Raw genomic sequence first — 21482 nt, forward strand, 5'->3', positions numbered from 1 at the left:
GGTTAGGGTGCCGTCATGAAGCACGTGGCCGAAGCCGCGATCGACGACGTGGTGCGCGGTGCCGTCCACTTCGGGAGCGGTGGCGGCGGCGACCCGTACCTGGGTCAGCAGCTCCTGACCGCGGCCGTCCGGCGGCACGGGCCGATCCCGCTCGTGGCCGCGGACGAGTTCGCCCCGGACGCCCTCGTGCTGCCGGTGGTGTCCGGGGGGACTCCGGACGCCCTCATCGAGAAAGCGCACAGCGCCGCTGAAGCGGAGACACTCCGGTCGGCGGTGGAAGCGCGCGCCGGACGTGAGTGCGAGGCGGTCCTGCCGATCCAGCTCGGCAGCGTCAACGTGGCCGTCGCACTGGTCGTCGCCGCCGAACTCGGGTTGCCATGCCTGGACCTCGACCTGATGCGTCGCACCCTGCCTTCGATCGACATGACACTGCTGCGGCTGGCAGGCCATCCCGTCCCGCCCATCACCGTGGTCGGGGGTGCCGGGGTCGTGGCGGAGTTCAGCAGCGGCGCCGACACCGTTCTGGGCGAGCTGGTGCGGGCCGTCATGCCGGGGCTGGGCCTGGTCGCGTTGATCAGCGCGTACCGGGTGACCGCCGGGGACTGCGCACGGCTCGGTGCCGTCGGGTCGATCGGCATGTGCGCCAGGATCGGGGCGGCCCTCGCCGACGTCTCCCCGGCACATCCGAACGGGTACGACTCGTATCTGGGCGCCTGCGGTGGACGTCTGGTGTGCTCCGGAACGGTCGCCGAAATCGTGCAGCACTCCGCCGACGGCTGGCCGCGCGGCGTCGTCTCCCTGCAGACTTCCGGCGGATACGCGCGGATCGACTTCCAGAACGAGAACCTGATCGTCAGCCGGGAGGGCACGGTCCTGGCCTCCGTTCCGGACCTCATCAGTCTCGCGGACGCGGACACGGGTGCGCTGGTGCAGACCGTCGACCTCGACGTCGGCCAGGACGTGCACGTGATCACCGGCCCGGTCGACGAGCGCTGGCACACACCCGGAGGACTCGCAATGGTCGGACCGCGCGCGTTCGGCTACGACGTCGATCCGGTCCGGTTCGATTCGCGCCCCGCGGTGGGATCCCGATGACGAGCCGGTTGCGAGTGGGAGTGGACGCCGTCGCGGCCCGCGCGGTGGCCTTGGACGAGCAGGACCGGATCGTGGCGGCCCATCGCGGACATCCCGGGAAGGACTCGCCTTCTCGGTTGCTCGACGCGTTGGTCGCCGAGGGGCTCGACGCGACGGCGGTCGACCGGGTCGTGGCGATCCTGCCGGATCACCCGCTCTCCGACGTGGTCACCGGGTCACGCGTCGGGGTCCTGCGCATCGGCGCGCCTGCCGCGACCGCCCTTCCGCCGCTGGCGGGCTGGCCCGCCCACCTGTCCGGCGGGCTCGCGGGACCGGTGACGATGGTGCGCGGCGGGCACGAGTACGACGGCCGGGAGTCGGCACCCCTGGATCTCGCCGCCGTGGCCGAGTTCGCCCGCAGGTGCGCCGGGAACGCCGGGGCCGTCGCGGTGGCCGGGGTACACGGGCTGGAGAACCCGGACCATGAACTGCGGGCCGCGGCCGTGATCACCGGCGAACTCGGGCCGGACGTGCCGGTGATCCGGGGCGCCGAGACGGAGGCGCTCGGCCTGCTGGAGCGGGAACACACCGCGGTGCTCGACGCGGCACTGGCCCGGATCGCCGGTGCCAGGATCGGCGAACTGGGCGCCGCGGTGCGCGCACACAATCACGACGCGGATCTGTACGTCCTCCGAGGCGACGGGACGGTGTTGCCCGCGCTCGACGCGCTTCGCCACGCCACGGCTTCCCTCGGCGCTTCGGGCGCGGCACTCGTCCATGGCGCGGCCAAGCTGGCTGGCGTGCGCACGGCCGCGGTGGTGGAGGTGACGGCCCGCCAGGTGGTCGTCGGGACGACGCACGCGGGGCTGCTGCCGGAATCGGGACTGCGCAGGGAAATCGCCGGTGTCCGGACCGGTCTGCGTACTCCCCGGCTGACCGCGGTGGACCGTTCCGGCCCGTCCCGGCTCCTCGCGGTGCTCGCCCGCGCGCGGTACGGGTTCGACGAGCTGCCGGTCGTGATCGTCGGCGACCGGGCGGCCACCCTGCCCGATCCACCGGACGTCCTCGTGATCCGGCCACCGGAAGGCGATCTCGCGGCGGCGGTGGGGGCCGCGGCCGCGGAGGCGGCCGGCACGGTCGACCGGATCTTCTGGCAGGGCACCGGTGGACGCGGGGATTCGGTGGCCCGTGCCCGGCGGCTGGCCAGGGACGCCGCGATCCTGGCGGGTGCCGATCCGCGATCACTGCGGGAAACCCCGGTGAAGGAGGCACTGATGACCTACGTCCCGGTCCCGGCCGCACGCCTGCAGGTGACCGCCGTCGGACCGGTACTGGAACCGGTGACACCGTGACGACCGGCGCGACGGTCACCCTCGGTCAGCTTCTGGATCTGGACCTGATCGAGCACTACGAGGTGCTCGGCGGGGAAGCCGGATTGCGGCGGCCCGTCCGGATGGTCGTCGCCGGTTCCACCGTCCACGAGATCTCCGAGCTCGCGCCGTGCGGCGTCGTGGTGTTCGGCCGCGAGCAGCTCGCCCTCGACGATCTCGCGGCGGATCTCGCGATCCGGCTCGCGGGCAGTTCCGGCCTGTCCGGGATCATCGCCGCCCGCCCGCCCCGGCGGATCCCGTTCGCCACCCGCCGCCTCGCCGACCGGCTGGCCTTGCCGCTCATCGGTGTCGACGACATCGCCCCCGCCGGGGTGATCACCGCGTTCGACCCCTACGTCCGCGCCCCCGAGATCGCGGGACTGCGCGTGCTCGGTGACGCCTCCCGGCGCTTCCAGCGCCCGCCCGCGAACGCGAACGCCCTCACCACGCAGCTCGCGGCGACGCTCGGGGAACCGGTCGCCCTCGTCGACGCGGAATCCCGTTTCGTGGCAGGCGATCCGGCGGTGCACGCGCTGCTCGCGGACCACGCGTGCGCGGAGCGACTGGGTGACTCGCGCCCGGTCGCCCTGACCGTCGAGACCGGTGACGGCGACCTGATGGCGCAACCGGTGCAGATCGACGCGGCCGGGCCCGCGGTCTATTGGATCGCGGTGCGGCGGCCCCGGTTCGCGGCCGGGGTGCTGCTCGAGCCGGTCCGGCGCGCGATCGCGATCGCGGCCCTCTCGTTCGCGGTGCACGTGGCGGGCGAGGCCGTCCGGATCGAACGGGAACACCGGCGGCGATCGCTCCTGCTCAACGAGATCTTCGAACAGCCGGACGAGCCGGGACGCCGCACGGTCGAGCGGGCCACCGCCCTCGGCTGGCGTCTCGCCGGCTGGCACACCGCGGTGCAGGTCCAGGTTTCGGCCGCCCCTGTCGCGCTCCGGATGTCCCCCCTCGGCGCGGAACTGGAGGAGCAGCTCGCCGAACACGGCATGCCCGCCACGCTCGTGGAGCGCGCCGAGGGCTGGGTGTTCTGGTCGACCACCGAGGCACAAGCCGACGCGGCGGACCCCGGACGGCTGATCGAACGGCTCGCCAGGACGCTCTCCGCGGTCGAAGCCGAGCATCCGGGGCTGCGTTTGTGTGCGGGGGTGGGGCGCGCACAAGCGGGCACGGCGGGCATCAGTCGCTCCGCGGGCCAAGCCCGCCAAGCGGCTTTGCTCGCCCACACCGCGCACCGCCCGGCAGCCGTCGAGCACATCGACGCCGGCAGCACCCGGCGCCTGATCGCGGGCTGGTACGGATCGGCCCCCTTGCGCGGCGCCGCGGCTGACCTGCTCGCTCCGCTCGACGAGGCCGATCCGTCCGGAGAACTGGTCCGCACCCTGCGGTGCTACCTCGACGCCCAATCCTCGGCGAAAGCCGCCGGAGCCGTCCTCGGCGTGCACCGCAACACCGTCATGCAGCGGATGGAACGGGTCGCCGAGCTGCTGCCCGCCGACCTCGGCGACCCGGACGACCGGTTGGCCGTGCACCTGGCCACGCGGGCCGTCGACGTCGACTGGGACGAACCCGGCTGACGGGACGCACAGGACGGCGGCTCCACGTTCGGCCACCGTGCACGATGACCCGGCCCGCCCTGGCCGGTTGACTCCCCGGAATGGACACACAGACCGCGGGAATCACCGTCGGCTACAAGGCGTCGGCCGAGCAATTCGGCCCGCGCGAATTGGTGGAACTGGCCGTGCTCGCCGAACGGCAGGGGTTCGACTCCGTGATGGTCAGCGACCACTATCAGCCCTGGCGGCACCGCGGCGGGCACGCACCGTTCTCGATGGCCTGGCTCGCCGCGGTGGGGGAGCGGACCGAACGGATCCGGCTCGGGACGAGCGTGCTGACCGCGACCTTCCGGTACAACCCGGCAGTCGTGGCGCAGGCCTTCGGCACTCTCGGCGCGCTCTACCCCGGACGGATCGTGCTCGGTCTTGGTACCGGGGAAGCCCTCAACGAGGTTTCGGTCGCCCGCCTCGACTGGCCAGGGTTCAAGGAACGGTTCGCCCGCCTGCGCGAGGCGATCGACCTCATCCGTCTCTTGTGGACGGAGGAGCGGGTGAGTTTCGACGGCGAGTACTACCGCACCGAGAACGCGACGGTCTACGACCGCCCGCCGGTGCCGGTACCGATCTACGTCGCGGCCGGTGGACCGGTGGTGGCGAAGTACGCCGGCCGGGTGGCGGACGGCTTCATCTGCACCAGCGGCAAGGGGATGGAGCTCTACACGGAGAAGTTGCAGCCCGCCGTCGACGCCGGGGCGGAGCAGTCCGCCCGGCAACCCTCGGACGTCGCGCGCTCGATCGAGATCAAGCTGTCCTACGACACCGACGCTCGGGCCGCCGCCGGGAACACCAGGTTCTGGGCGCCGCTTTCCCTGACACCCGAACAGAAACACGGCATCTCCGATCCCGTCGACATGGAACGGGTCGCCGACGAGCTCCCGCTGTCCCAGGTCGCCTCCAGATGGATCGTCTCCGCCGACCCGGACGAGGTCGTGGCGCGGATCCGCCCCTACGTCGACGCCGGTTTCACCGATCTGGTGCTGCACGCTCCCGGCGGCGATCAGGCCCGGTTCCTCGAACTGGCCCGCAAGGATCTCCTGCCTCGGCTACGGGCCTTGGCCTGAGGAGTGCTCACCGCCCTGGGAACCGATCTCCACAGGGCTGTGCGCCCACTGACGGCGTTTCGGCAGTTGCATAGCCTTCCGCCTACGCGACGTGGCGTGGACGGAAGGAGCGGTCCGATGACGGTGCTCGATGTCGTCTCACCACCGGAGACGAGGGCAGCGATCCGGTTACCGCTCCTCGTCGGCGCGCGGCGGGGCTGGTTCAGCGTGCTCGACCCGGCTTCGGGACTTGACCGCCCCCTGACCGGGGTGACGGACTGGGACCCCACCCGGTCGCCGGGCCGGCATCAGCTGGTGCTGGTGACGACGCCCTGTCCGAGTGGCGAAGAGCTCGCCGCGGTCTTGGCGGCGGCTGACCAAGCGGACGCCGCCGCGGTCGTGGTGCGCGAAGCGGAACTTGGGATCACAGCGGCCGCCGCACGACCCCGGGTGCCGGTCCTCGCGGTGGACGAGCGGGTCGGCTGGGACGATATCGGCACACTGGTCCGGTCGCTGCTGTCCGGCACCCGGTTCGGCGCCCACGGCACGAACCCGACCGCCGGCGGACTCTACGACCTCGCCGAGAGCGCGGCACTCGCGCTGGACGGTGCCGTCATGCTGACCGACAACGCCTTCCGTGTGCTCGCTTTCGCGTACCAAGGCACGGTCGACGAACTCACCAGCGAGACTATCCTCGCCCGGCGCGTCCCGGCGGTGGTGCGGGAGCGACTCGCGAGGGTGCGGAGCATCGTGTGCCTCGACGTTCCCGGCGCGGGACCCCGGTGGGCCGCCCCGGTCGACGTCGGCAAGGTGGTGGGCGGCTACGTGCTGTTCGCGCCCGGCCCCGACACACCCGATTCCGCGCCGCGGATGCTGAGCGACGTGGCGACGGCCGCCGCGGCCTGGTTCCTCGACGAGCCCACCGGACGCGCCGACGAGGACGCGATCCGGGCCGAACTGCTGCGTGGACTGCTGACCGGAACGGGATCGCTGCAGGCGCTGACCGAACGGCTCGGCACAAGCCGGCAGTGGTGCCTCCTCGGCCTCGGTGCCCACGCCGACGCGCCCGCGGCGACCTCGGACATCGAGGGCGGACTGGCACGCTGCGCGCGCATGCTCGATCCGGGCGCGGCCACCGCGATCGTGGACGACCTCGTGTTCGTGTTGTTCCCTTCCACCCCCGGCTCGGGGCCTGCCGACTTCGCCGAGCGCCTGCGACGGCGTGCCTCCGCGAGCGCGGGAGTGCCGCTGGTGGCCTGTGTCGGCCGTCCCTGTGCCACCGGCGACGAGCTCCGTGTTGAACGTGGTTCGCTCCGCCACGCCACGAGCGTGCTGGTCAGGCGGCCGGTACCGGCCACCGCCGCGCTGGCGGATCTCCGCCCGCACGCCCTGATCGCCGAACTGGCCTGCCTCGCCGCCGAAAATCCCGGCCTGCTCTCCGGAGCACTCGACGTACTGCGCCGCGACGAGTCCCCTCGCGGCGTCGAATACTTGAACACGCTTCGATGCTGGTTCGACGCCGGCTGCGACGCCACCCGGGCCGCGGCCGCACTCCGGATACATCGCAACACCCTTCGCTACCGGTTGCAGCGCATCGAAGCGCTGTGTGCGATCGATCTCGACGATCCTGTCCAGCGATTCTCGATCGAGCTGCAGACCCGTCTGCTGATCTCCCCATCCGGCGGCCGGGTCGAAACCGCTCGGCAGGCCCGGTCACCGCGATCAGCCCGGCGTTCCCGACACGAAGGTCTGGGTGGTTACGGGTGAGCATGCCATGGTCGAGCCGCGTCGGACTCGACGGCAGCGCGTCGCGCACCGGCACATCCGGTCGCGACTCGCGGCACAGGTGGCTCGGCGGGATCGTCCGCGGGAACCGCAACGCCCACCTGCCTACGCCGACGGCCCCCTGCAGTGGGGTCGCCTGCGCCGGATGCGGGGCTTCCTTCGCTCAGCGCCGGAAGCAGGTCTTGGGCCTGTTCGGCAGCGGAGCCCGCCCACGGCGTGATGGGCCGGAGGCCTGGCGGTATCTGTTCCTCGTCGGCGCCCTGCCCGCACTGATCGTGCTCTACGTGCGCCGAGCCGTCCACGACCCGGAGATGTGGACAGAAATCCGCGACCGCAGGCGCAAGGCCAAGGCCACCGCGGCAGGCGGTGGACAGGTCAGCCCAGCGGACCGAGAGCTCCTGCGGTCTCCGTTCACGTCGGTGTTCAGTCAGCCGCACCTGCGTCGGCGGGCTCTGCGACTTCTCCTGATCACCGTGGTGTCGGTCATCGGCCTCTACAGCGTGTCGGCCTGGATCCCGCAATACACCGACCAGCTCGCGAAGAACACGGGACTGCCCGCCGGCGCGTGGGCCGCCCCCGGGTGGTCACCACTGAAGATCCGACCCGCTGGATGCTCTCTCGGTGGTTCTACCGCGCATGGCCAGACAGGATCTCTGGGGCAGGCTGGAGGTCAATGTCGCCCCAGACTGGCGACGTCTGCACTGGTCTGGTCTGAGATGCGTCTCAAGTCCTACTCGGCCAACCCTGCAGACTGGGCGTCTCCGGTTGAAAGCCGGTCGGTGTTCACCTCGTCTGCGGCTTGCCGTTGCCGGTGGCCCCGAACGTCGTTCGGGGCCACCGGTTTCATCTAGCCACATAGAGAAGTCAGCCGTGCTGGCTGGCCCACCACTTCTGGCCGGCTTCGGGCAGGGTGGAGATCGGGTCGTAGTACGGGTAGCGACGCTGCAAGGCTTCGGGGTCCTCGTGCTCGATCCCGGTGCGGTAGTTCTTCGTCCAGTAGGAAATTCCCAGCTCACGGTCATATTCGGCGAGCTGGTGGACCCAACGTTTCCCGACGTACGGGACGTCGCAGACGATGCGTGGAGTGGCATAGCCGGGCAGATATCCCATGATCGCGTGCTGCAGTTCCTGTGCCTCGTGCACGGAAACCCGCCAGTGCTCGGCGTTCGGGATCATGTCGCACATGTAGAAGTAGTACGGCAGGATGTTCGCCTCGCCCTGCAGCGCGAAGCACAGGTCCAGCAGGTCGGCCGGGGTCGCGTTGACGCCCTTCATCAGCACGCCCTGGTTGCGCACGTCGCGGACGCCGACGTCGAGGGCGGTCCTGGCGGCTTCCGCGACCAGCGGGGTCACCGACTGGGCGTGGTTGACGTGGGTGTGGATCGCGAGGTTGACGCCGCGGCGCTGCGCGGTGCCGGCGACGCGTTCGAGGCCTTCGACGACCTTCGGCTGGATCCAGTGCTGCGGCAGGGCGGCGAGCGCCTTGGTCGCGAGCCGGATGTCGCGGACGGTGTCGATGTCCATCAGCCGCATGAGGAACGACTCCAGCTGCGGCCAGGGCACGTTGGCGACGTCGCCGCCGGAGACCACGACGTCACGCACGCCAGGGGTCTTCTTCAGGTACTCGATCATCGCGTCCTGGCGGTCGACCGGTTTGAGCGAGAGCTTGTGCTTCTCGACCTGCTCGGTGGAGTTGCCGACCAGGTCCATCCGGGTGCAGTGCCCGCAGTACTGGGGGCAGGTGGAGATCATCTCGGCGAGCACCTTGGTGGGGTAGCGGTGCGTCAGCCCCTCCACGACCCACATCTCCGCCTCGTGCAGTGAGTCCCGTTCGGAGTGCGGGTGGCTCGGCCACTCGGTGTCGCGGTCACTGCGCACCGGGAGCATGTAGCGGCGGATCGGGTCGGCGTACCAGGCCTCGGTCACCTTCGCCGGGTCGGTGCCGGCGTTGGGCGCCATCGTGTTGATCATCTGCGGGGGCAGCAGCATCGACATCGTGGCCATCTCGCGCTGGTCGGCGAGCATGTCTTCGTAGAAGCGCTCTTCGAGCAGGTCGCCCATGAGGGCACGCAGTTGCTTGGCGTTGCGGATGCAGTGCACTCGCTGCCACTGCGCGTCACGCCACTCTGCCTCGGTCACGTCGTGCCAGCCGGGGAAGCGGCGCCAGTCGGGTTCGATCAGCTCGACTCGGGTGTAGTCGTAGGGCTGATCGTAGGCGGCCACCGGCGAGGTCGGTTCCTGGATCGCAGTCACTTGTACTCCTCGTCGTCGGAAACGCGTGAAAATATCCTGTCACATCGTTCGGAAGACGTAAATATTCCTGTCTTGCGTGGTGTGTCGAAATCTCGCCGACCCGCCGGTCACCTGGTCTTCGGCACGCTGCAAACTCGGGAACGTGACGAACGCGCGAACCACGCTCCTGCTCGGCGGGCGTATCTACAGCCCCTCGGCCCCCGACGCCACCGCCATGGCGATCACCGACGGCACCGTCGTCTGGGTGGGACAGGACGGCCCGGCCAAGGCGCTGCATCCCGACGCCGAGGTCGTCGACCTCGATGGCGCCTTCGTCGCCCCTGCCTTCGTCGACGCGCACGTCCACGCCACCGCGACCGGCCTGCACCTCGCCGGGCTGGACCTCGCGAACATCAGCGGCGGCCGCGAGCTCCTCGCCGCGGTCCGCGATGCCGTCCGCCCCGGCCAGGTGCTCGTCGCGCACGGGTGGGACGAATCACGCTGGTCCGACGGCAGGCTGCCCAGCCGCGCGGAGATCGACGAGGCCTCGAACGGCGCCCCGGTGTACCTGAGCCGGGTCGACGTCCACTCGGCGCTCGTCTCCAGCGCGCTCGTCGCGCTCGCCCCCGGCGTCCACGAGGCGCCGGGCTGGTCGGCCGACGGACCACTGACCCGCGACGCCCACCACCTCGTGCGGGCCGCGATGCGCGAGGCGATCACGCCGCGGCAACGCCGCGAAGCCCAGCGCGCGTTCCTCGCCGAAGCCGCCGCACGCGGGGTCGTGAGCGTCCACGAATGCGCGGGCCCGGACATCTCCGGCGCCGAAGACCTCACCGACCTGCTCGCGCTCGCGTCGGAACCGGGACTGCCGGAAGTCGTCGGTTACTGGGGCGAACGCGGCGGCGTCGACACCGCCCGCGCGCTCGGCGCCAGGGGAGTCGCGGGCGACCTGTTCGTCGACGGCGCGCTCGGCTCCCGCACCGCCGCCCTGCACGAGCCGTACGCCGACGCCCACGGCACCTCCGGGACGCTCTACCTCGACGCCCCCGCCATCGCCGAACACATCAGCGCCTGCACCGAGGCAGAACTCCAGGCCGGTTTCCACGTCATCGGCGACGCCGCCGTCGCGGAGGTCGTCGAAGGATTCCGGCTCGCGGAGAAGACCGTCGGTCGTCGAGCGCTTGCCGCCCGCCACCACCGGCTCGAACACGTCGAGATGATCGACGTCGACCAGGCGAAGGCGCTCGCGGGCTGGGGTGTGGTCGCTTCGGTCCAGCCGCAGTTCGACGCGGAATGGGGCGGCACCCACGGCATGTACACCGAACGCCTCGGCGCGGAACGGGCCGCGAAGCTCAATCCCTTCGCCGCCATGGCCGCCGAAGGACTCCTGCTCGCCTTCGGCTCCGACGCCCCCGTCACGCCGGTCGACCCGTGGGCCACTGTCCGCGCCGGGACCTACCACCGCACGCCTGGCTCGGGCTTGTCCGCCCGCGCGTCCTTCACCGCCCACACCCGGGCGGGACACCGCGCCGCCGGCGTCAACGACGGCGTCACCGGCAGCCTGGTCCCGGGCGCTCCGGCGCACTACGCGATCTGGGACGCCGAAGACCTCGTCGTGGCGACACCGGACTCGCGCGTGCAGCGCTGGTCGACCGACCCGCGCGCGGGTGTGCCCCCGCTGCCGAACCTCGCGGAGGGCGCGACACTGCCCCGTTGCCTGCGCACCGTCCGCGGCGGACAGGTCATCCACGATCTGTTCACCCGGACGGCCTAGGGTTCAGGAGTGTCCACGACCGTGACCGACCCGGACCCCGAAGCGGCGCCCCGGAAGCGCTTCTCCCGTGCCTGGCTCGTGCGTTTCCTCGTCGCCGCGGCGTCGGGTTTCACGCTGTACCTCAGTTTCGCGCCGCGTCCGCTGTGGTGGCTCGCGCCGCTGGCGTTCACCGGCTTCGCGCTGGTGGTGCACGGACGAAGGTTCCGGGGCGCGTTCGGTTACGCGTTCGTGTTCGGGATGGGGTTCTTCCTGCCGCTGCTGACGTGGCTGCTGGATTTCCTCGGCCCGGGCTTCGGGCCGTGGCCGTGGCTCGGTCTGGCGATGGCGCTGTCGGTGTATCTCGGTTTCGGCGGGGCTTTCGCCACCGTGGTGTGGCGGCTGCCGCTCGGGCCGCTGTGGGCGGCCCTGGTGATCATCGCGCTGGAGACACCGCGCACGTGGTTCCCCTTCGGCGGCTTCCCGTGGGGCCGAGTCGCGTTCAGCCAGCCCGAAGGCGCCTTCGTCTCCCTGGCCTCGATCGGCGGCGCTCCGCTGGTCGGGCTCGCCGTCGTGGCGACCGGTTTCGGGCTCGCGGCGCTCTGCCTGCGGCTGAAGGGCGCCGATCCGCGGCGTTCCCTGGTGGCGGCTTCGGCGCTGACGCTGGTGCCCGTGGTGGCGGGGCTCGCGGTGTGGCCGACGATCGGCACCGAAGCCCAGGACGGCGAACTCACCGTCGCCACGGTGCAGGGCAACGCCCCGGACATCGGCCTGGCGCTGGAAGGCCGCCGCGACGAACTCCGGAGCAACCACCTCGCCGAAAGCGCCCGCCTGCTGGAAAAGCTCAAGGCGAGCAACACCAAGGTCGACCTGCTCGTATGGCCCGAGACCGCGATGGCCATGCGCACCGGCGACGCCGGCGTCGACCAGATGGTCCGCGACTACGGCACGCAGGCGATCATCGGCGCGCTGGTCCGGCTGCCCGACGGAAGCGCTCAGAACTCCGCGCTCGTCTGGGATCCGGTCACCGGACCGGGACAGCGCTACGCCAAACAGCAACTCGTCCCGTTCGGCGAGTACGTCCCGGCCCGTGAGCTCGCGAAGCTGGTGACACCGTTCGTCGACAGCGTGGCGAACATGACACCGGGCAACGGAGCCAACGCCGCACTGTCGGTCGCGGGCACCAAGGTCGGCGTCTTCATCTGCTACGAGACGGCGTTCGACTACCCGGCGCGGGAGTCGGTGGCCGACGGCGCGGAACTGCTCGTCGTACCCACCAACAACGCCTGGTACGGGCCAGGGGAGATGAGCTACCAGCAGCTGGCGATGTCGCGGCTGCGGGCGGTCGAGCATGGGCGCGCGGTGATCGTTTCCGCCACCAGCGGAGTCAGCGCGATCGTCGCGCCGGACGGTTCGATCACGGCCTCCACCAGCCTGTTCACCGCAGACTCCCTGGTGGGGCGCGTGCCGCTGAGGCAGCAGACTACGCTGTCGGATCGACTCGGTGTAACGACGGAGTACGGGCTGTTGGCTCTGGCGATCGCCGGGGTTACCGGCGGGTACGTGCTCCGTTTCCGCACCCGGCGCGCGAGCGTCGCCAAGGCAACGAGGGAAGCGGCGGGCTGACCCGCCGGAACACGGAGGAAAAGCGGATGGCGCAGGCGCCACGGGGGGCCCAGGGAATCGACCCGGTGCTGGTGGTGGTCCCGACGTACAACGAGCGGGAGAACATCGGCCCGATCCTGGAACGCCTGCTCGATGTACTCCCGGAGGTCAACGCCCTCGTCGTGGACGACGGCAGCCCGGATGGGACCGGCGACGTCGCGGACGAGCTCGCGAAGGCCGACGAGCGGATCCACGTCATGCACCGGACCGAGAAGGCCGGCTTGGGCGCCGCGTATGTCGCGGGTTTCCGCTGGGGTCTCGCTCGCGACTACGCCACCATCGTCGAGATGGACGCCGACGGCTCGCACGCGCCGGAGGATCTGCCGCGGGTGCTGGCGGCGCTCGAGGACGCGGATCTGTCCATCGGCTCCCGGTACGTTCCCGGTGGCAGCACGGTGAACTGGCCGTTCCAGCGCAAGGCGCTTTCCTGGGTGGCGAACCTCTACGCGAGGATCGCGCTCGGCACGAAGATCAAGGACATCACCGCGGGCTTCCGCGCGTACCGCCGCACGGTGCTGGAGAAGCTCCCGCTCGACGAGATCGCTTCGCGGGGCTACTGCTTCCAGATCGACCTGGCGTTCCGCACGGCGCTCGCCGGGTTCGAGGTGGTCGAGGTGCCGATCACCTTCACCGAACGCGAGGTCGGTCAGTCGAAGATGAGCGGTTCGGTCGTACGCGAGGCGATCATCCTGGTCGGCCTGTGGGGGCTCAAGCGTCGCTGGCAGCAGCTTCGCGGGCTGGCCAAGAAGGGCTGACCCCCAGCACGCTCACCCCGAGCTTTCCCAGTTCCCGCACCGTCGGCTCGTCCGGCGCCGCGTCGGTGATCACGCCCGCGACGTCGGACAGGGGGAGCACGGTGAACGGCGAGGCCGCGCCGATCTTCTCCGAACTGGCCAGCACGTAGGTGTCGGCGGACCGTTTGGCGAGGGTGCGTTTCATCGCGGCCTCATCGGAGTCCCCGGTGGTGAGCCCGGTCTCGGGATGCACGCCGGTGACGCCGAGGAAGAACAGATCGGCGTTGATCCCTTCGGCAGCCTCGGCCGCGGCCGCCCCGCACGTGACGGCGGAGTGTTTGAAGAGCCGTCCGCCGATGAGGAACACCTCGACCTTCGGATGCGTGACGAGCGCGGCCGCGACCGTGGGGCTGTGCGTGACGATCGTCGCTTCGAGGTCGACGGGCAGCGCCTTCGCCAGCGCGAGCGCGGTCGTGCCGCCGTCGAGGATGACCGTCGATCCGAGCCGGATCAACGCTGCCGCACGTTTCGCGATCCGTTCCTTGCCCGCGACGCTGACCGCCATGCGCGTCGCGTAGTCCGCGGTGGCCGGGGAGACCGGCAGTGCTCCGCCGTAGACCCGCTGGCAGAGTCCGGCGTCCGCGAGTTCTCGCAGATCACGGCGGATGCTGTCTTCCGATATGCCGAGTTCGGCGGCGAGATCCTTCGCCACGATGCGGCCTTCGGTCTTGAGTCGTTCCATCAGCAGGTCTCGTCGCTGCGCAGCCAACATGTGCACGTTCCTCCTTGTTCCTGCCGATTGTTGCACATTATGCTCCGGCGCATGAGCAAACCTCTGATGATCCTCATCGCCGGTCCGTTCCGCTCCGGAACGGGCGACGACCCCGAACTCCTCGCCCGCAACCTCGCCCGGCTCGAAGAGGCTGCCTGGCCGATCTTCCGCAGCGGGCACGTGCCGATGATCGGCGAGTGGGTCGCGCTCCCGGTGCTGCGCGGCGCCGGCGGGAAGACCGTCGCCGACCCGATCGCCAAAGAGATCATGTATCCGACGGCCGAGAGGCTGCTGCACCACTGCGACGCCGTCCTGCGGCTGCCGGGCGATTCCGCCGGGGCCGACCAGGACGTCGCCATCGCGCTCTCCCGCGGCCTGGCGGTGTATCACCGTGTCGAGGACATCCCGGGGTATCAAGCCGCGTAAGTGTTCCCCTGGAGTTCCGTGAGGACAGCGCGGATCGCCGGGCTCGCCTCGGCGCTGCGGCGCCACGCCGCGTGCACCTCGCGCGTCGGCGGGCGCCGCAGCGGCCGGACGACGAGCCCTTCGGCCAAGGGCGGGCGCGCCAGCCGCGGGATCAGCGCGAGCACCTCGCCGGAGGCGACGAGCGACAACTGCGTGGAGAAGTCGTCCACCAGATGCCGGACATCGGGCTCTTCCGGCAGTCCGGCGAACAGACGCCGGAACCACTGGTGGCACACCGTGCCCGGCGGACTGGTGACCCACGCGTGCCCGGCAAGGTCCGCACCGTCCAGCGGCGGCTCGGCTCGCGCCAGTGGATGGGTCCCGGCCATGACGACGTCGCCGAGATCGGTGTGCACCAGGCGCCGGGACAGGGCGGGGGAGAGCGGGACGGGCAGGCCGTCGGCGTCGTGCAGGAGCGCGAGATCGGCCGTACCAGCCTCGACGCTGTGCAACGCCTGGTCGGGGTCCTGCTCGGTGATGTGCAGCCGGAGATCGGGGTAGCGCGCCAGCAGCCGCGGGTGAACGGGGGCGAGGAGCCCGCGGATACCTGTCGAGAACGCGGCCACCCGCAAAACGCCGCGCGGCGCGCCCTCCGCCACCGACTGAGCGGCCTCGGCGCAGCGCTCGAGCGCCTGGAACACCTCCAGGGAGGACTCGACCACGGCCTGACCCGCCGGCGTGAGCACGACGCCGCGTCCCGCCGGAGCGAGCACCGGCATCCCGATCTGGCGTTCCAGCCGCTTGATCTGCTGCGACACCGCCGACGCCGTGAACCCCAGTTCGTCCGCAGCCCGCGCCAACGTCCCCAGCGCGGCCACCGACCGCAGTGCCCGCAGGGCTCCGACCTCGATCATGAAGCCAGGCTACGCAATACCGGCCAAAAACCATCGCTGGACCGCAGGTATCGACGCCGACAGGATCGATCGCATGACCGAGACCCTCTTCGGCTCCAACCTCGTCGCCATGGTCACCCCGATGGAACCCGGCGGCGCACTCAGCGAACCCGGCCTCTCCGGCCTGGTCGACCACCTGCTGAACACCGGCTGCGACGGCATCGTCGTCGGCGGGACCACCGGCGAGTCACCCACCCTGACCGACACCGAAGCCGCCCGGCTCGTCCACACCGTCGCCGGCCACGCCGGTAACCGGGCGCGCGTGATCGCCGGCGTCGGCACCTACGACACCGCCGCCTGCATCCGGCGCGCGAAGGAAGCCGAGGCGGCCGGCGCCGACGCGCTCCTGCTGGTCTGTCCCTACTACTCCAAGCCGACACAGGCCGGGATCGTGGCGCACTGCCAAGCCGTGGCCGACGCCACCGAACTACCCGTGATGCTCTACGACGTCCCGGCCCGCACCGGGACGGCCATGGAGGCGGCGACCCTCATCGAACTCGCCCGGCATCCCAGGATCCGAGCCGTGAAGGACGCCAAAGGCGACCTGTTCGAAGCGATGTCCGTCATGACGCGCACCAGGCTGGCCTACTACTGCGGCATCGACGAACTCAACCTGCCGTACCTCGCCGCGGGCGCCACCGGCCTGGTCAGCGTCGTGGGCAACGCCTACGCCGACCGAAACGCCGGACTCATCGCCGCCGTACGCGGGGGAGACCTCGACACCGCGCGAGCCCTCAACGCCACGCTGCTACCCCTGGCCGACGCGATCATGCGCACCTCGCAGGGAGCGATCATGGCGAAGGCCGCACTAGCCGATCTCGGCGTCATCCCGCACGCGACCGTCCGTCTCCCGCTGCTCGAATCGCCACCCGAGCACCTGCGGCGCCTCCGCGACGCCTTGGCGCCTCTTCGCACCGGCCTGGTCTCCGCCTGACCGCCCGCTGATGAATCCCCGCTGTGGTGCGTTCCAAGTCCGTGAAGGCACCTGACCACCACATGTCCCCAAGACACGGCGAAGCCCCCGCGGAGGGAGGTCGCGGGGGCTTCGCCGGTTCGTGGTGGGGCTAGCTACTTGTGCCGTGCGTCAGGCGGACCGGGTGGTCCTGCGTCCCTTCAGCTCGGCGAGACGTTCGTTGAGCAGATCTTCGAGCTCCGGGATCGAACGGCGCTCCAGGAGCATGTCCCAGTGCGTCCTCGGGGGCTTGACCTTCTTCTGCTCCGGCTGCCCGCCGTCCACGATCTCGGACTCGCTGCCGTGCAGCCTGCACTCCCACACCGAAGGGATCTCGGCGTCGTCGGAGAAGGGCACCTCGAACTCGTGGTTCTTGGGGCAGGCGTAGCGCACGGTGCGCCGAGGCGCGAGGTCGTGGTTGCGGTCGGTCTCGTAGCTGACCGCTCCCAGCCGGCTTCCACGGAGAACACGGTCGGCCATGATGGGGGTCCTTTCAGTCAGCTCCGGGTGGAGCCAGGGTGATGCTCACCCTATGCAACGACAATGAGGGCCAGAGGATTCCCTGGACAGCATGTCCTTGCTCACGATGAGCTGTGTCACCCGGTGGCAACAGCTTCTCCTAGTAGGAGTGGTTTCGCGCTCTGGCGTGACGTCAATACGGCCATCTTGGTGCGGATATCCCCCAGATGGGCTAGTAGTACGCCTGTCACGTCAACCGTAACTGACCGTGTTGGGCCGAGGAGGGGCCCAGGTCGCCCAGTCGAAAGTGGCGACGGCACAATACCTGATAACGGACCGTGTTCGGTTCGCCCTCAGAACGTGATGCCGATGAAGATTCAACGACCATCTGTTCGGTATCCGCCACCACCACGGTGTCCCCGGCCCGCAGCACCTCGCCGTCGGACACCCGCGCGTTGAACCGCCCCGTCTGTCCGCACCAGCACAGCACCTCGACCTGAACCGGCTGCAACTCGTCCGCCAGCTCGAACAACCGTGCCGCACCCGGGAACAACACACTCCGGAAATCCGTCGCGATCCCGAAGCAGTACACGTCGATCTGGACGTCATCGGCCAGTTCAGCGAGCTGATCCACCTGATCGGGCGACAAGAACTGCGCCTCGTCGACGATCAGGTAATCCACATGCCGCCCGGCCGCCCACTGCTCACGCACCAGCAACCGCAGATCGGTCTCGTTCCCCACCTCGATCGCCTTGCGCGTCAACCCGATCCGGCTCGTGATCTGCGGCTCCCCGGACCGGTCATGCCGCACCAACACCATCCCGCGACGACCCTGCCGCGCGTGGTTGTGGTCGATCTGCAACGCCAGCGTCGACTTCCCGCAGTCCATCGGCCCGTAACAGAACTTCAGCTTCCCGACGACCGGCACACCCCGCCGTGAACCCGCCACCGGCACCGACGACAACGCGTCCGTGGGATCCGGGCCACTCTCCTTCAGTACGGTCACGACGCCCGACCCTATCGGCACGCTCCGCCCTCACAGCACCGCCGGTGGTCGGTTGCCCGCCGCTTCGATCGCCCGGCGCACCGGCACCAGCCACACGAACACGAAACCGAGCGCGAAGAACACCACCAGGGCGATGATCGCCCACCGGAACGAACCGGTGATCTGCCCGACCGCCGCGAACAACAGCGGACCGAGCCACGACGTCCCCCGCTCACCGACCACGTACAGCGAGAAGTACTGCGCGTCCTTCCCCTCCGGGATCATCTGCCCGAACAACGACCGCGACAACGCGTTCGTTCCGCCCAGCACCAGCCCGATCCCGACCGCCACCGCGTAGAACTGCAGCGGCTGCCCGGCCTCGATGAAGAACGCGAAGCACAGCACGACCACCCAGGCCACCAAACTGCCCAGAATCGTCTTCTTCGCCCCGATCCGCGCCGCGATCGCCCCGTGGATCATCGCCCCGGCGTACGCCAGGAACTGGATCACCAGGATCGTGACGATGAGCACCTGGGTGCTGTACTTCAGCTCGTCCTTGCCGTACTGCGCCGAGACCGCCACCACCGTCGTGATCCCGTCGGTGAAGACCAGATAGCTCCCGAGGAACGCCAGCGTCAGGGGATAGGCCCGCGCGTCCTTGATCGTCCGCTTCAGCTCCTTGAACCCGGCCGTCAACACCGACAGGCCCCGCTCGCCCGACTTCGGCACGTGAGTCTGGGGGAGCGCCCGCACCGCCGGGATCGTGAACACCGCCCACCAGATCCCCGACGTCAGGAAGCAGATCCGGACGGCGAGCGACTCGCTCACCCCGAAAGCCTCGTGCCCAAGGAAGAACCCGAGCTGCAGCGCCAGCGCCAGACCACCACCGAGATACCCGAACGCCCATCCCTTCGACGACACCGCGTCCCGCTCATCGGGCTCCGCGATGTCCACCAGGAACGAGTAGTAGACGACCAGCGCACCGCCATAACCGATGTTGGCCAGGATGAACGTCCAGACCCCGACCTCCCAGTTCGTCCCCGCGATGAAGAACATCAACGCGGACGCCACCGCGCCGAGGAACGCGAAACCACCGAGGATCCGCCGCTTGTGCCTGCTCCGGTCCGCGATCGCGCCGGCGATCGGCAGCACCAGCACCTGGGTCACCGTCGCGATCGACAGCAGATACCCCCACAGCGATCCCGCGGGGAAGTGGAGCCCGAACAAAGTGACGTCGCAGTTCTGAAGGGTGCTCGAAGCTCCACTCGAATCGGTACACGCCCTGTCCCCGTTAAGGGTGAAATTCGCCTTCGCGTCCGCCGACGCGACCTCGCTCAAATAGAGCGCTCCGAAGACGGTGATCACCGACGAATAGAACGGCGAATTGGCCCAGTCATAGAGGTACCAAGCCCGCCACACCCGCTTGCGATCACGGGTCTCGGCCACCGTCATGCACTGCTCCTGAAGTCGAGAACGTCGAGGTCAGCGGGAGACTACTGGTGATCACACCCACCTGTCCGGCACGAGTCCGGACCGTGTTCGTTTCGACGCGGGACGAACCCTTCCCGGACACCTTCCCGACCATCGTCGGCGTGTCGCTGCCACGATCCCCGTGTGTTTCATGTGAGGCTGGTGAGCGATCTGTGACTCTTGTGAAGCACGGGACTGATACTTACTGTTCCGCTCATGAGGACCCATCGCCTTCGCACAGCACACCGCGTAGTGGCGAGAACGCTCCTGCTCGCCCTCGCCGTGACGGGCCTGCAGATCGCCACCACCGGATCCGCCGCCGCGGATCCCCACGGCTCCCACTGGGCCAAGCTCCGCATGTGTGAATCGAGCGGGCGCTACAACATCAACACCGGCAACGGCTACTACGGCGCCTACCAGTTCGACCTGCCCACCTGGCGCAGCGTCGGCGGCCAAGGACGACCCGACCAGGCCGCCCCCCGCGAGCAGGACTACCGGGCCCTCTACCTCTACCGCATGCGCGGCTGGCAACCCTGGGAATGCGCCGGCAAACTCGGCTTCCGCAACGACAGCGACGGCCGCAGCAAACGCGTCCCGTCCTACGCCGACTCCGCCTACATCGGCGGGGGAGGACAACCCGCCCCGCCGCCTCCGCCCAAGCCGAAGCCGACCCCGCCCGCACCGCCCGGCGGACCCAAACCCGCCTGGCCCGGCGTCGTCTACGCCTACGGCGACTGCGCGGTACCGCTGAAGCAGTTCCAACTGCGGATGAACGCCTTCGGCTACGGCTTCACCGGAACAGGCTGCTACTACGACAAAACCCGCGAAGCCGTCCTCGCCCTCCAGCGAGCCAACGGCATCAACGACTCAGGACGGCTCGGACCCAAGACCTGGGACGCCGCCTGGAACGGCAAAGCACCCCGATGACCCCAGCGTTTAGTCCTCTAAATGCGCTTACGGCGCATTTAGAGGACTAAACGCGGTTCAAGAAGGCCAAGCACCGCGTTCCCGAAGCACCTCACGCAGCAGATCCGGCCGATCCGTCACGATCCCGTGCACCCCGAGATCCAGCAACAGCCGCATCTCCGCCGGATCGTCCACCGTCCACGTGTGCACCTCGAAACCCCCACGCGTGGCCTGCCGCAGGAACGCCCGGTCCACCACCTTCAACCGCCCCTGCCGCACCGGCACCTGCGCCATCGCACCCCGCGACAACGCACGCAACGACACCAGCGGCAAGAACCCGTTCGCCCACATCACCGCCACCGAACGCGGTCCCATCGCGGTCACCAGCTTCGGCCCTGCCAGCTTCCGGATCCGCGCCAGCCGCGCGTCGGAGAACGACGCCGCCGCGACCCGGTCGTACGCGCCGGTCCGCTCGATCGCCCGGACGAAGGGCGCCACCGCCTCGTTCGACTTCACATCGATGTTGAACCGCGCCTCCGGCAGCTCCTCGAGGACGTCCTCCAGCCGCGACAACGGCGCGCGACCACCGACCTTGACCGTCCGCAGCTGGGCCCACGTCTGCCGGGAGATCAACCCCGCGCCGTCCGTCGTCCGATCCAACGACGCGTCGTGATGAACGACCACCACACCATCCGACGTCGCGTGCACATCCGTCTCCAGGTAGCGATACCCCTCCGCCACCGCCTGTTGGAAGGCGGGCAACGAGTTCTCCAGTCCTTCCAGGTCACCGAGGTGCCAGCCCCGATGGGCGAAGGCACGCGGGAGCGGGTCGGCGAGGTACGGAAACGATGTCAGCACCCCACTAGTGTGCACTTCGGTCGTGGCCCCGGCATGATTGTCGGGTGGCCAGCTAGGGTCTGATCCGTGAGGGAAGTGGCCGAACAGCCGAAGACGTCCGCCGAAGAGGTGTCCGAACTCCGCCGCGCGGGGGTACCAAAACACTGCGGATGGTGCGGCCGACGGCTCGAACAGGGCGGCAACGTCGGCAGGCGACGCCGCTACTGCGGGCAATCCTGCCGCCAGCGCGCCTACGAACGCCGCACCGCCCTCCAGCGCAGCGGCCTCCCCGAAGACGCCGTCGTCCTCTCCGACACCGAGATCGCCACCCTGCAGGACAGGCTCTTCCAACTCCGCTGCGCCGCCGAAGACGTCGTCACCGCGGCCGACGACGGCGCTTCCGTCGCCGAACTTCGCGGCCTTGCCGGCGAGATCGCCCAAGCCGCCAAGGACCTCGAACAACTCCGCTGA

The 21482-nt window shown here is 69.8% G+C and carries 19 protein-coding genes; 12 read left to right on the forward strand and 7 right to left on the reverse strand.

The annotated features are described in order from the left end of the window. Positions 1 to 15 precede the first annotated feature (15 nt). From ACFVM3_RS06805 to ACFVM3_RS06825, 5 genes are all read left to right on the forward strand, one after another. Positions 16 to 1095 (forward strand): DUF917 domain-containing protein, encoded by a 1080-nt coding sequence (locus tag ACFVM3_RS06805; RefSeq protein ID WP_378436304.1) that lies wholly within the window; start codon positions 16 to 18, stop codon positions 1093 to 1095. After that, positions 1092 to 2426 (forward strand): hydantoinase/oxoprolinase N-terminal domain-containing protein, encoded by a 1335-nt coding sequence (locus tag ACFVM3_RS06810; protein ID WP_378436306.1) that lies wholly within the window; start codon positions 1092 to 1094, stop codon positions 2424 to 2426. Before ACFVM3_RS06805 ends, ACFVM3_RS06810 begins: the two co-directional genes overlap by 4 nt. Beyond that, a complete protein-coding gene (locus ACFVM3_RS06815) occupies positions 2423 to 4027 on the forward strand; it encodes a PucR family transcriptional regulator (protein ID WP_378436307.1) in 1605 nt (534 codons plus the stop codon). The genes ACFVM3_RS06810 and ACFVM3_RS06815 overlap by 4 nt, the downstream gene beginning before the upstream one ends. Positions 4028 to 4107: 80 nt before the next feature. Then, the gene (fgd, locus tag ACFVM3_RS06820; RefSeq protein WP_378436309.1) at positions 4108 to 5127 is read left to right on the forward strand and encodes a glucose-6-phosphate dehydrogenase (coenzyme-F420); all 1020 of its coding nucleotides are present in this window, start codon (positions 4108 to 4110) and stop codon (positions 5125 to 5127) included. A gap of 117 nt (positions 5128 to 5244) precedes the next feature. Next, the gene (locus tag ACFVM3_RS06825) at positions 5245 to 6873 is read left to right on the forward strand and encodes a PucR family transcriptional regulator (protein ID WP_378436310.1); all 1629 of its coding nucleotides are present in this window, start codon (positions 5245 to 5247) and stop codon (positions 6871 to 6873) included. 882 nt (positions 6874 to 7755) lie between these two features. Here ACFVM3_RS06825 and ACFVM3_RS06830 read toward each other — a convergent pair. Further along, entirely contained in the window at positions 7756 to 9144 is a 1389-nt protein-coding gene (locus tag ACFVM3_RS06830; protein WP_340681911.1) for a lysine 2,3-aminomutase, read from the reverse strand. Between the two features lie 142 nt (positions 9145 to 9286). Between ACFVM3_RS06830 and ACFVM3_RS06835 the strand changes: the two genes are divergently transcribed. Genes ACFVM3_RS06835 through ACFVM3_RS06845 form a run of 3 tightly spaced genes read left to right on the forward strand, consistent with a single transcriptional unit; the run spans position 9287 to position 13293 of the window. Continuing rightward, complete coding sequence (locus ACFVM3_RS06835; protein ID WP_378436313.1) at positions 9287 to 10897, forward strand: amidohydrolase; 1611 nt, start codon at positions 9287 to 9289, stop codon at positions 10895 to 10897. A gap of 9 nt (positions 10898 to 10906) precedes the next feature. Continuing rightward, entirely contained in the window at positions 10907 to 12499 is a 1593-nt protein-coding gene (lnt, locus tag ACFVM3_RS06840) for an apolipoprotein N-acyltransferase (protein WP_378436315.1), read from the forward strand. 26 nt (positions 12500 to 12525) lie between these two features. Continuing rightward, complete coding sequence (locus ACFVM3_RS06845) at positions 12526 to 13293, forward strand: polyprenol monophosphomannose synthase (RefSeq protein WP_378436317.1); 768 nt, start codon at positions 12526 to 12528, stop codon at positions 13291 to 13293. Here the strand turns inward: ACFVM3_RS06845 and ACFVM3_RS06850 are convergent. Further along, positions 13247 to 14044, reverse strand: a complete 798-nt coding sequence (locus tag ACFVM3_RS06850) for a DeoR/GlpR family DNA-binding transcription regulator (RefSeq protein ID WP_378436379.1) — start codon at positions 14042 to 14044, stop codon at positions 13247 to 13249. The two genes, ACFVM3_RS06845 and ACFVM3_RS06850, sit on opposite strands and share 47 nt — an antisense overlap. Positions 14045 to 14095: 51 nt before the next feature. Here ACFVM3_RS06850 and ACFVM3_RS06855 point away from each other — a divergent pair, with 51 nt between their 5' ends. Continuing rightward, positions 14096 to 14470: a DUF4406 domain-containing protein gene (locus ACFVM3_RS06855; protein WP_378436319.1), complete on the forward strand. Its 375-nt coding sequence runs from the start codon at positions 14096 to 14098 to the stop codon at positions 14468 to 14470. On the opposite strand, the gene ACFVM3_RS06860 is transcribed toward ACFVM3_RS06855, so the two are convergent. Then, positions 14458 to 15363, reverse strand: a complete 906-nt coding sequence (locus ACFVM3_RS06860) for a LysR family transcriptional regulator (protein ID WP_378436321.1) — start codon at positions 15361 to 15363, stop codon at positions 14458 to 14460. The two genes, ACFVM3_RS06855 and ACFVM3_RS06860, sit on opposite strands and share 13 nt — an antisense overlap. 73 nt (positions 15364 to 15436) lie before the next feature. Here ACFVM3_RS06860 and dapA point away from each other — a divergent pair, with 73 nt between their 5' ends. Beyond that, on the forward strand, positions 15437 to 16336 hold the full coding sequence (dapA, locus tag ACFVM3_RS06865) for a 4-hydroxy-tetrahydrodipicolinate synthase (protein ID WP_378436322.1): 900 nt from the start codon (positions 15437 to 15439) through the stop codon (positions 16334 to 16336). Positions 16337 to 16486: 150 nt separating this feature from the next. On the opposite strand, the gene ACFVM3_RS06870 is transcribed toward dapA, so the two are convergent. The 3 genes from ACFVM3_RS06870 to ACFVM3_RS06880 all read right to left on the reverse strand — a co-directional run bounded on the left by ACFVM3_RS06870 (position 16487) and on the right by ACFVM3_RS06880 (position 19250). After that, positions 16487 to 16834: an RNA polymerase-binding protein RbpA gene (locus ACFVM3_RS06870; RefSeq protein ID WP_005151365.1), complete on the reverse strand. Its 348-nt coding sequence runs from the start codon at positions 16832 to 16834 to the stop codon at positions 16487 to 16489. Positions 16835 to 17060: 226 nt separating this feature from the next. After that, a complete protein-coding gene (locus ACFVM3_RS06875) occupies positions 17061 to 17819 on the reverse strand; it encodes a thymidine kinase (RefSeq protein WP_378436324.1) in 759 nt (252 codons plus the stop codon). A gap of 30 nt (positions 17820 to 17849) precedes the next feature. Continuing rightward, positions 17850 to 19250 carry an MFS transporter gene (locus tag ACFVM3_RS06880; RefSeq protein WP_378436326.1) on the reverse strand — a complete coding sequence of 467 codons (1401 nt, stop codon included), beginning with the start codon at positions 19248 to 19250 and terminating at the stop codon, positions 17850 to 17852. Between the two features lie 270 nt (positions 19251 to 19520). Here ACFVM3_RS06880 and ACFVM3_RS06885 point away from each other — a divergent pair, with 270 nt between their 5' ends. Beyond that, positions 19521 to 20195 carry a transglycosylase family protein gene (locus ACFVM3_RS06885; RefSeq protein WP_378436328.1) on the forward strand — a complete coding sequence of 225 codons (675 nt, stop codon included), beginning with the start codon at positions 19521 to 19523 and terminating at the stop codon, positions 20193 to 20195. 57 nt (positions 20196 to 20252) lie between these two features. Here the strand turns inward: ACFVM3_RS06885 and ACFVM3_RS06890 are convergent, their stop codons facing one another. Beyond that, positions 20253 to 21032, reverse strand: a complete 780-nt coding sequence (locus ACFVM3_RS06890; protein ID WP_378436330.1) for a glycerophosphodiester phosphodiesterase — start codon at positions 21030 to 21032, stop codon at positions 20253 to 20255. A 66-nt stretch (positions 21033 to 21098) separates the two neighbouring features. Here ACFVM3_RS06890 and ACFVM3_RS06895 point away from each other — a divergent pair, with 66 nt between their 5' ends. Next, positions 21099 to 21482, forward strand: coding sequence for a hypothetical protein (locus tag ACFVM3_RS06895; RefSeq protein ID WP_378436332.1), 384 nt, complete (start codon positions 21099 to 21101; stop codon positions 21480 to 21482).

The organism is Amycolatopsis sp. NPDC057786 (genome assembly GCF_042797905.1).
Classification (GTDB): Bacteria; Actinomycetota; Actinomycetes; order Mycobacteriales; family Pseudonocardiaceae; genus Amycolatopsis.

What these genes read in the sequence shown, in the direction of transcription:
- ACFVM3_RS06860 (WP_378436321.1), bottom strand. Translation starts at nt 15,363, where the DNA reads ATGATCGAGGTCGGAGCCCTGCGGGCACTGCGGTCGGTGGCCGCGCTG.
- ACFVM3_RS06880 (WP_378436326.1), bottom strand. Translation starts at nt 19,250, where the DNA reads ATGACGGTGGCCGAGACCCGTGATCGCAAGCGGGTGTGGCGGGCTTGG.
- ACFVM3_RS06850 (WP_378436379.1), bottom strand. Translation starts at nt 14,044, where the DNA reads ATGTTGGCTGCGCAGCGACGAGACCTGCTGATGGAACGACTCAAGACC.
- ACFVM3_RS06810 (WP_378436306.1), top strand. Translation starts at nt 1,092, where the DNA reads ATGACGAGCCGGTTGCGAGTGGGAGTGGACGCCGTCGCGGCCCGCGCG.
- ACFVM3_RS06825 (WP_378436310.1), top strand. Translation starts at nt 5,245, where the DNA reads ATGACGGTGCTCGATGTCGTCTCACCACCGGAGACGAGGGCAGCGATC.
- ACFVM3_RS06805 (WP_378436304.1), top strand. Translation starts at nt 16, where the DNA reads ATGAAGCACGTGGCCGAAGCCGCGATCGACGACGTGGTGCGCGGTGCC.
- ACFVM3_RS06870 (WP_005151365.1), bottom strand. Translation starts at nt 16,834, where the DNA reads ATGGCCGACCGTGTTCTCCGTGGAAGCCGGCTGGGAGCGGTCAGCTAC.
- dapA (WP_378436322.1), top strand. Translation starts at nt 15,437, where the DNA reads ATGACCGAGACCCTCTTCGGCTCCAACCTCGTCGCCATGGTCACCCCG.
- ACFVM3_RS06845 (WP_378436317.1), top strand. Translation starts at nt 12,526, where the DNA reads ATGGCGCAGGCGCCACGGGGGGCCCAGGGAATCGACCCGGTGCTGGTG.
- ACFVM3_RS06855 (WP_378436319.1), top strand. Translation starts at nt 14,096, where the DNA reads ATGAGCAAACCTCTGATGATCCTCATCGCCGGTCCGTTCCGCTCCGGA.
- fgd (WP_378436309.1), top strand. Translation starts at nt 4,108, where the DNA reads ATGGACACACAGACCGCGGGAATCACCGTCGGCTACAAGGCGTCGGCC.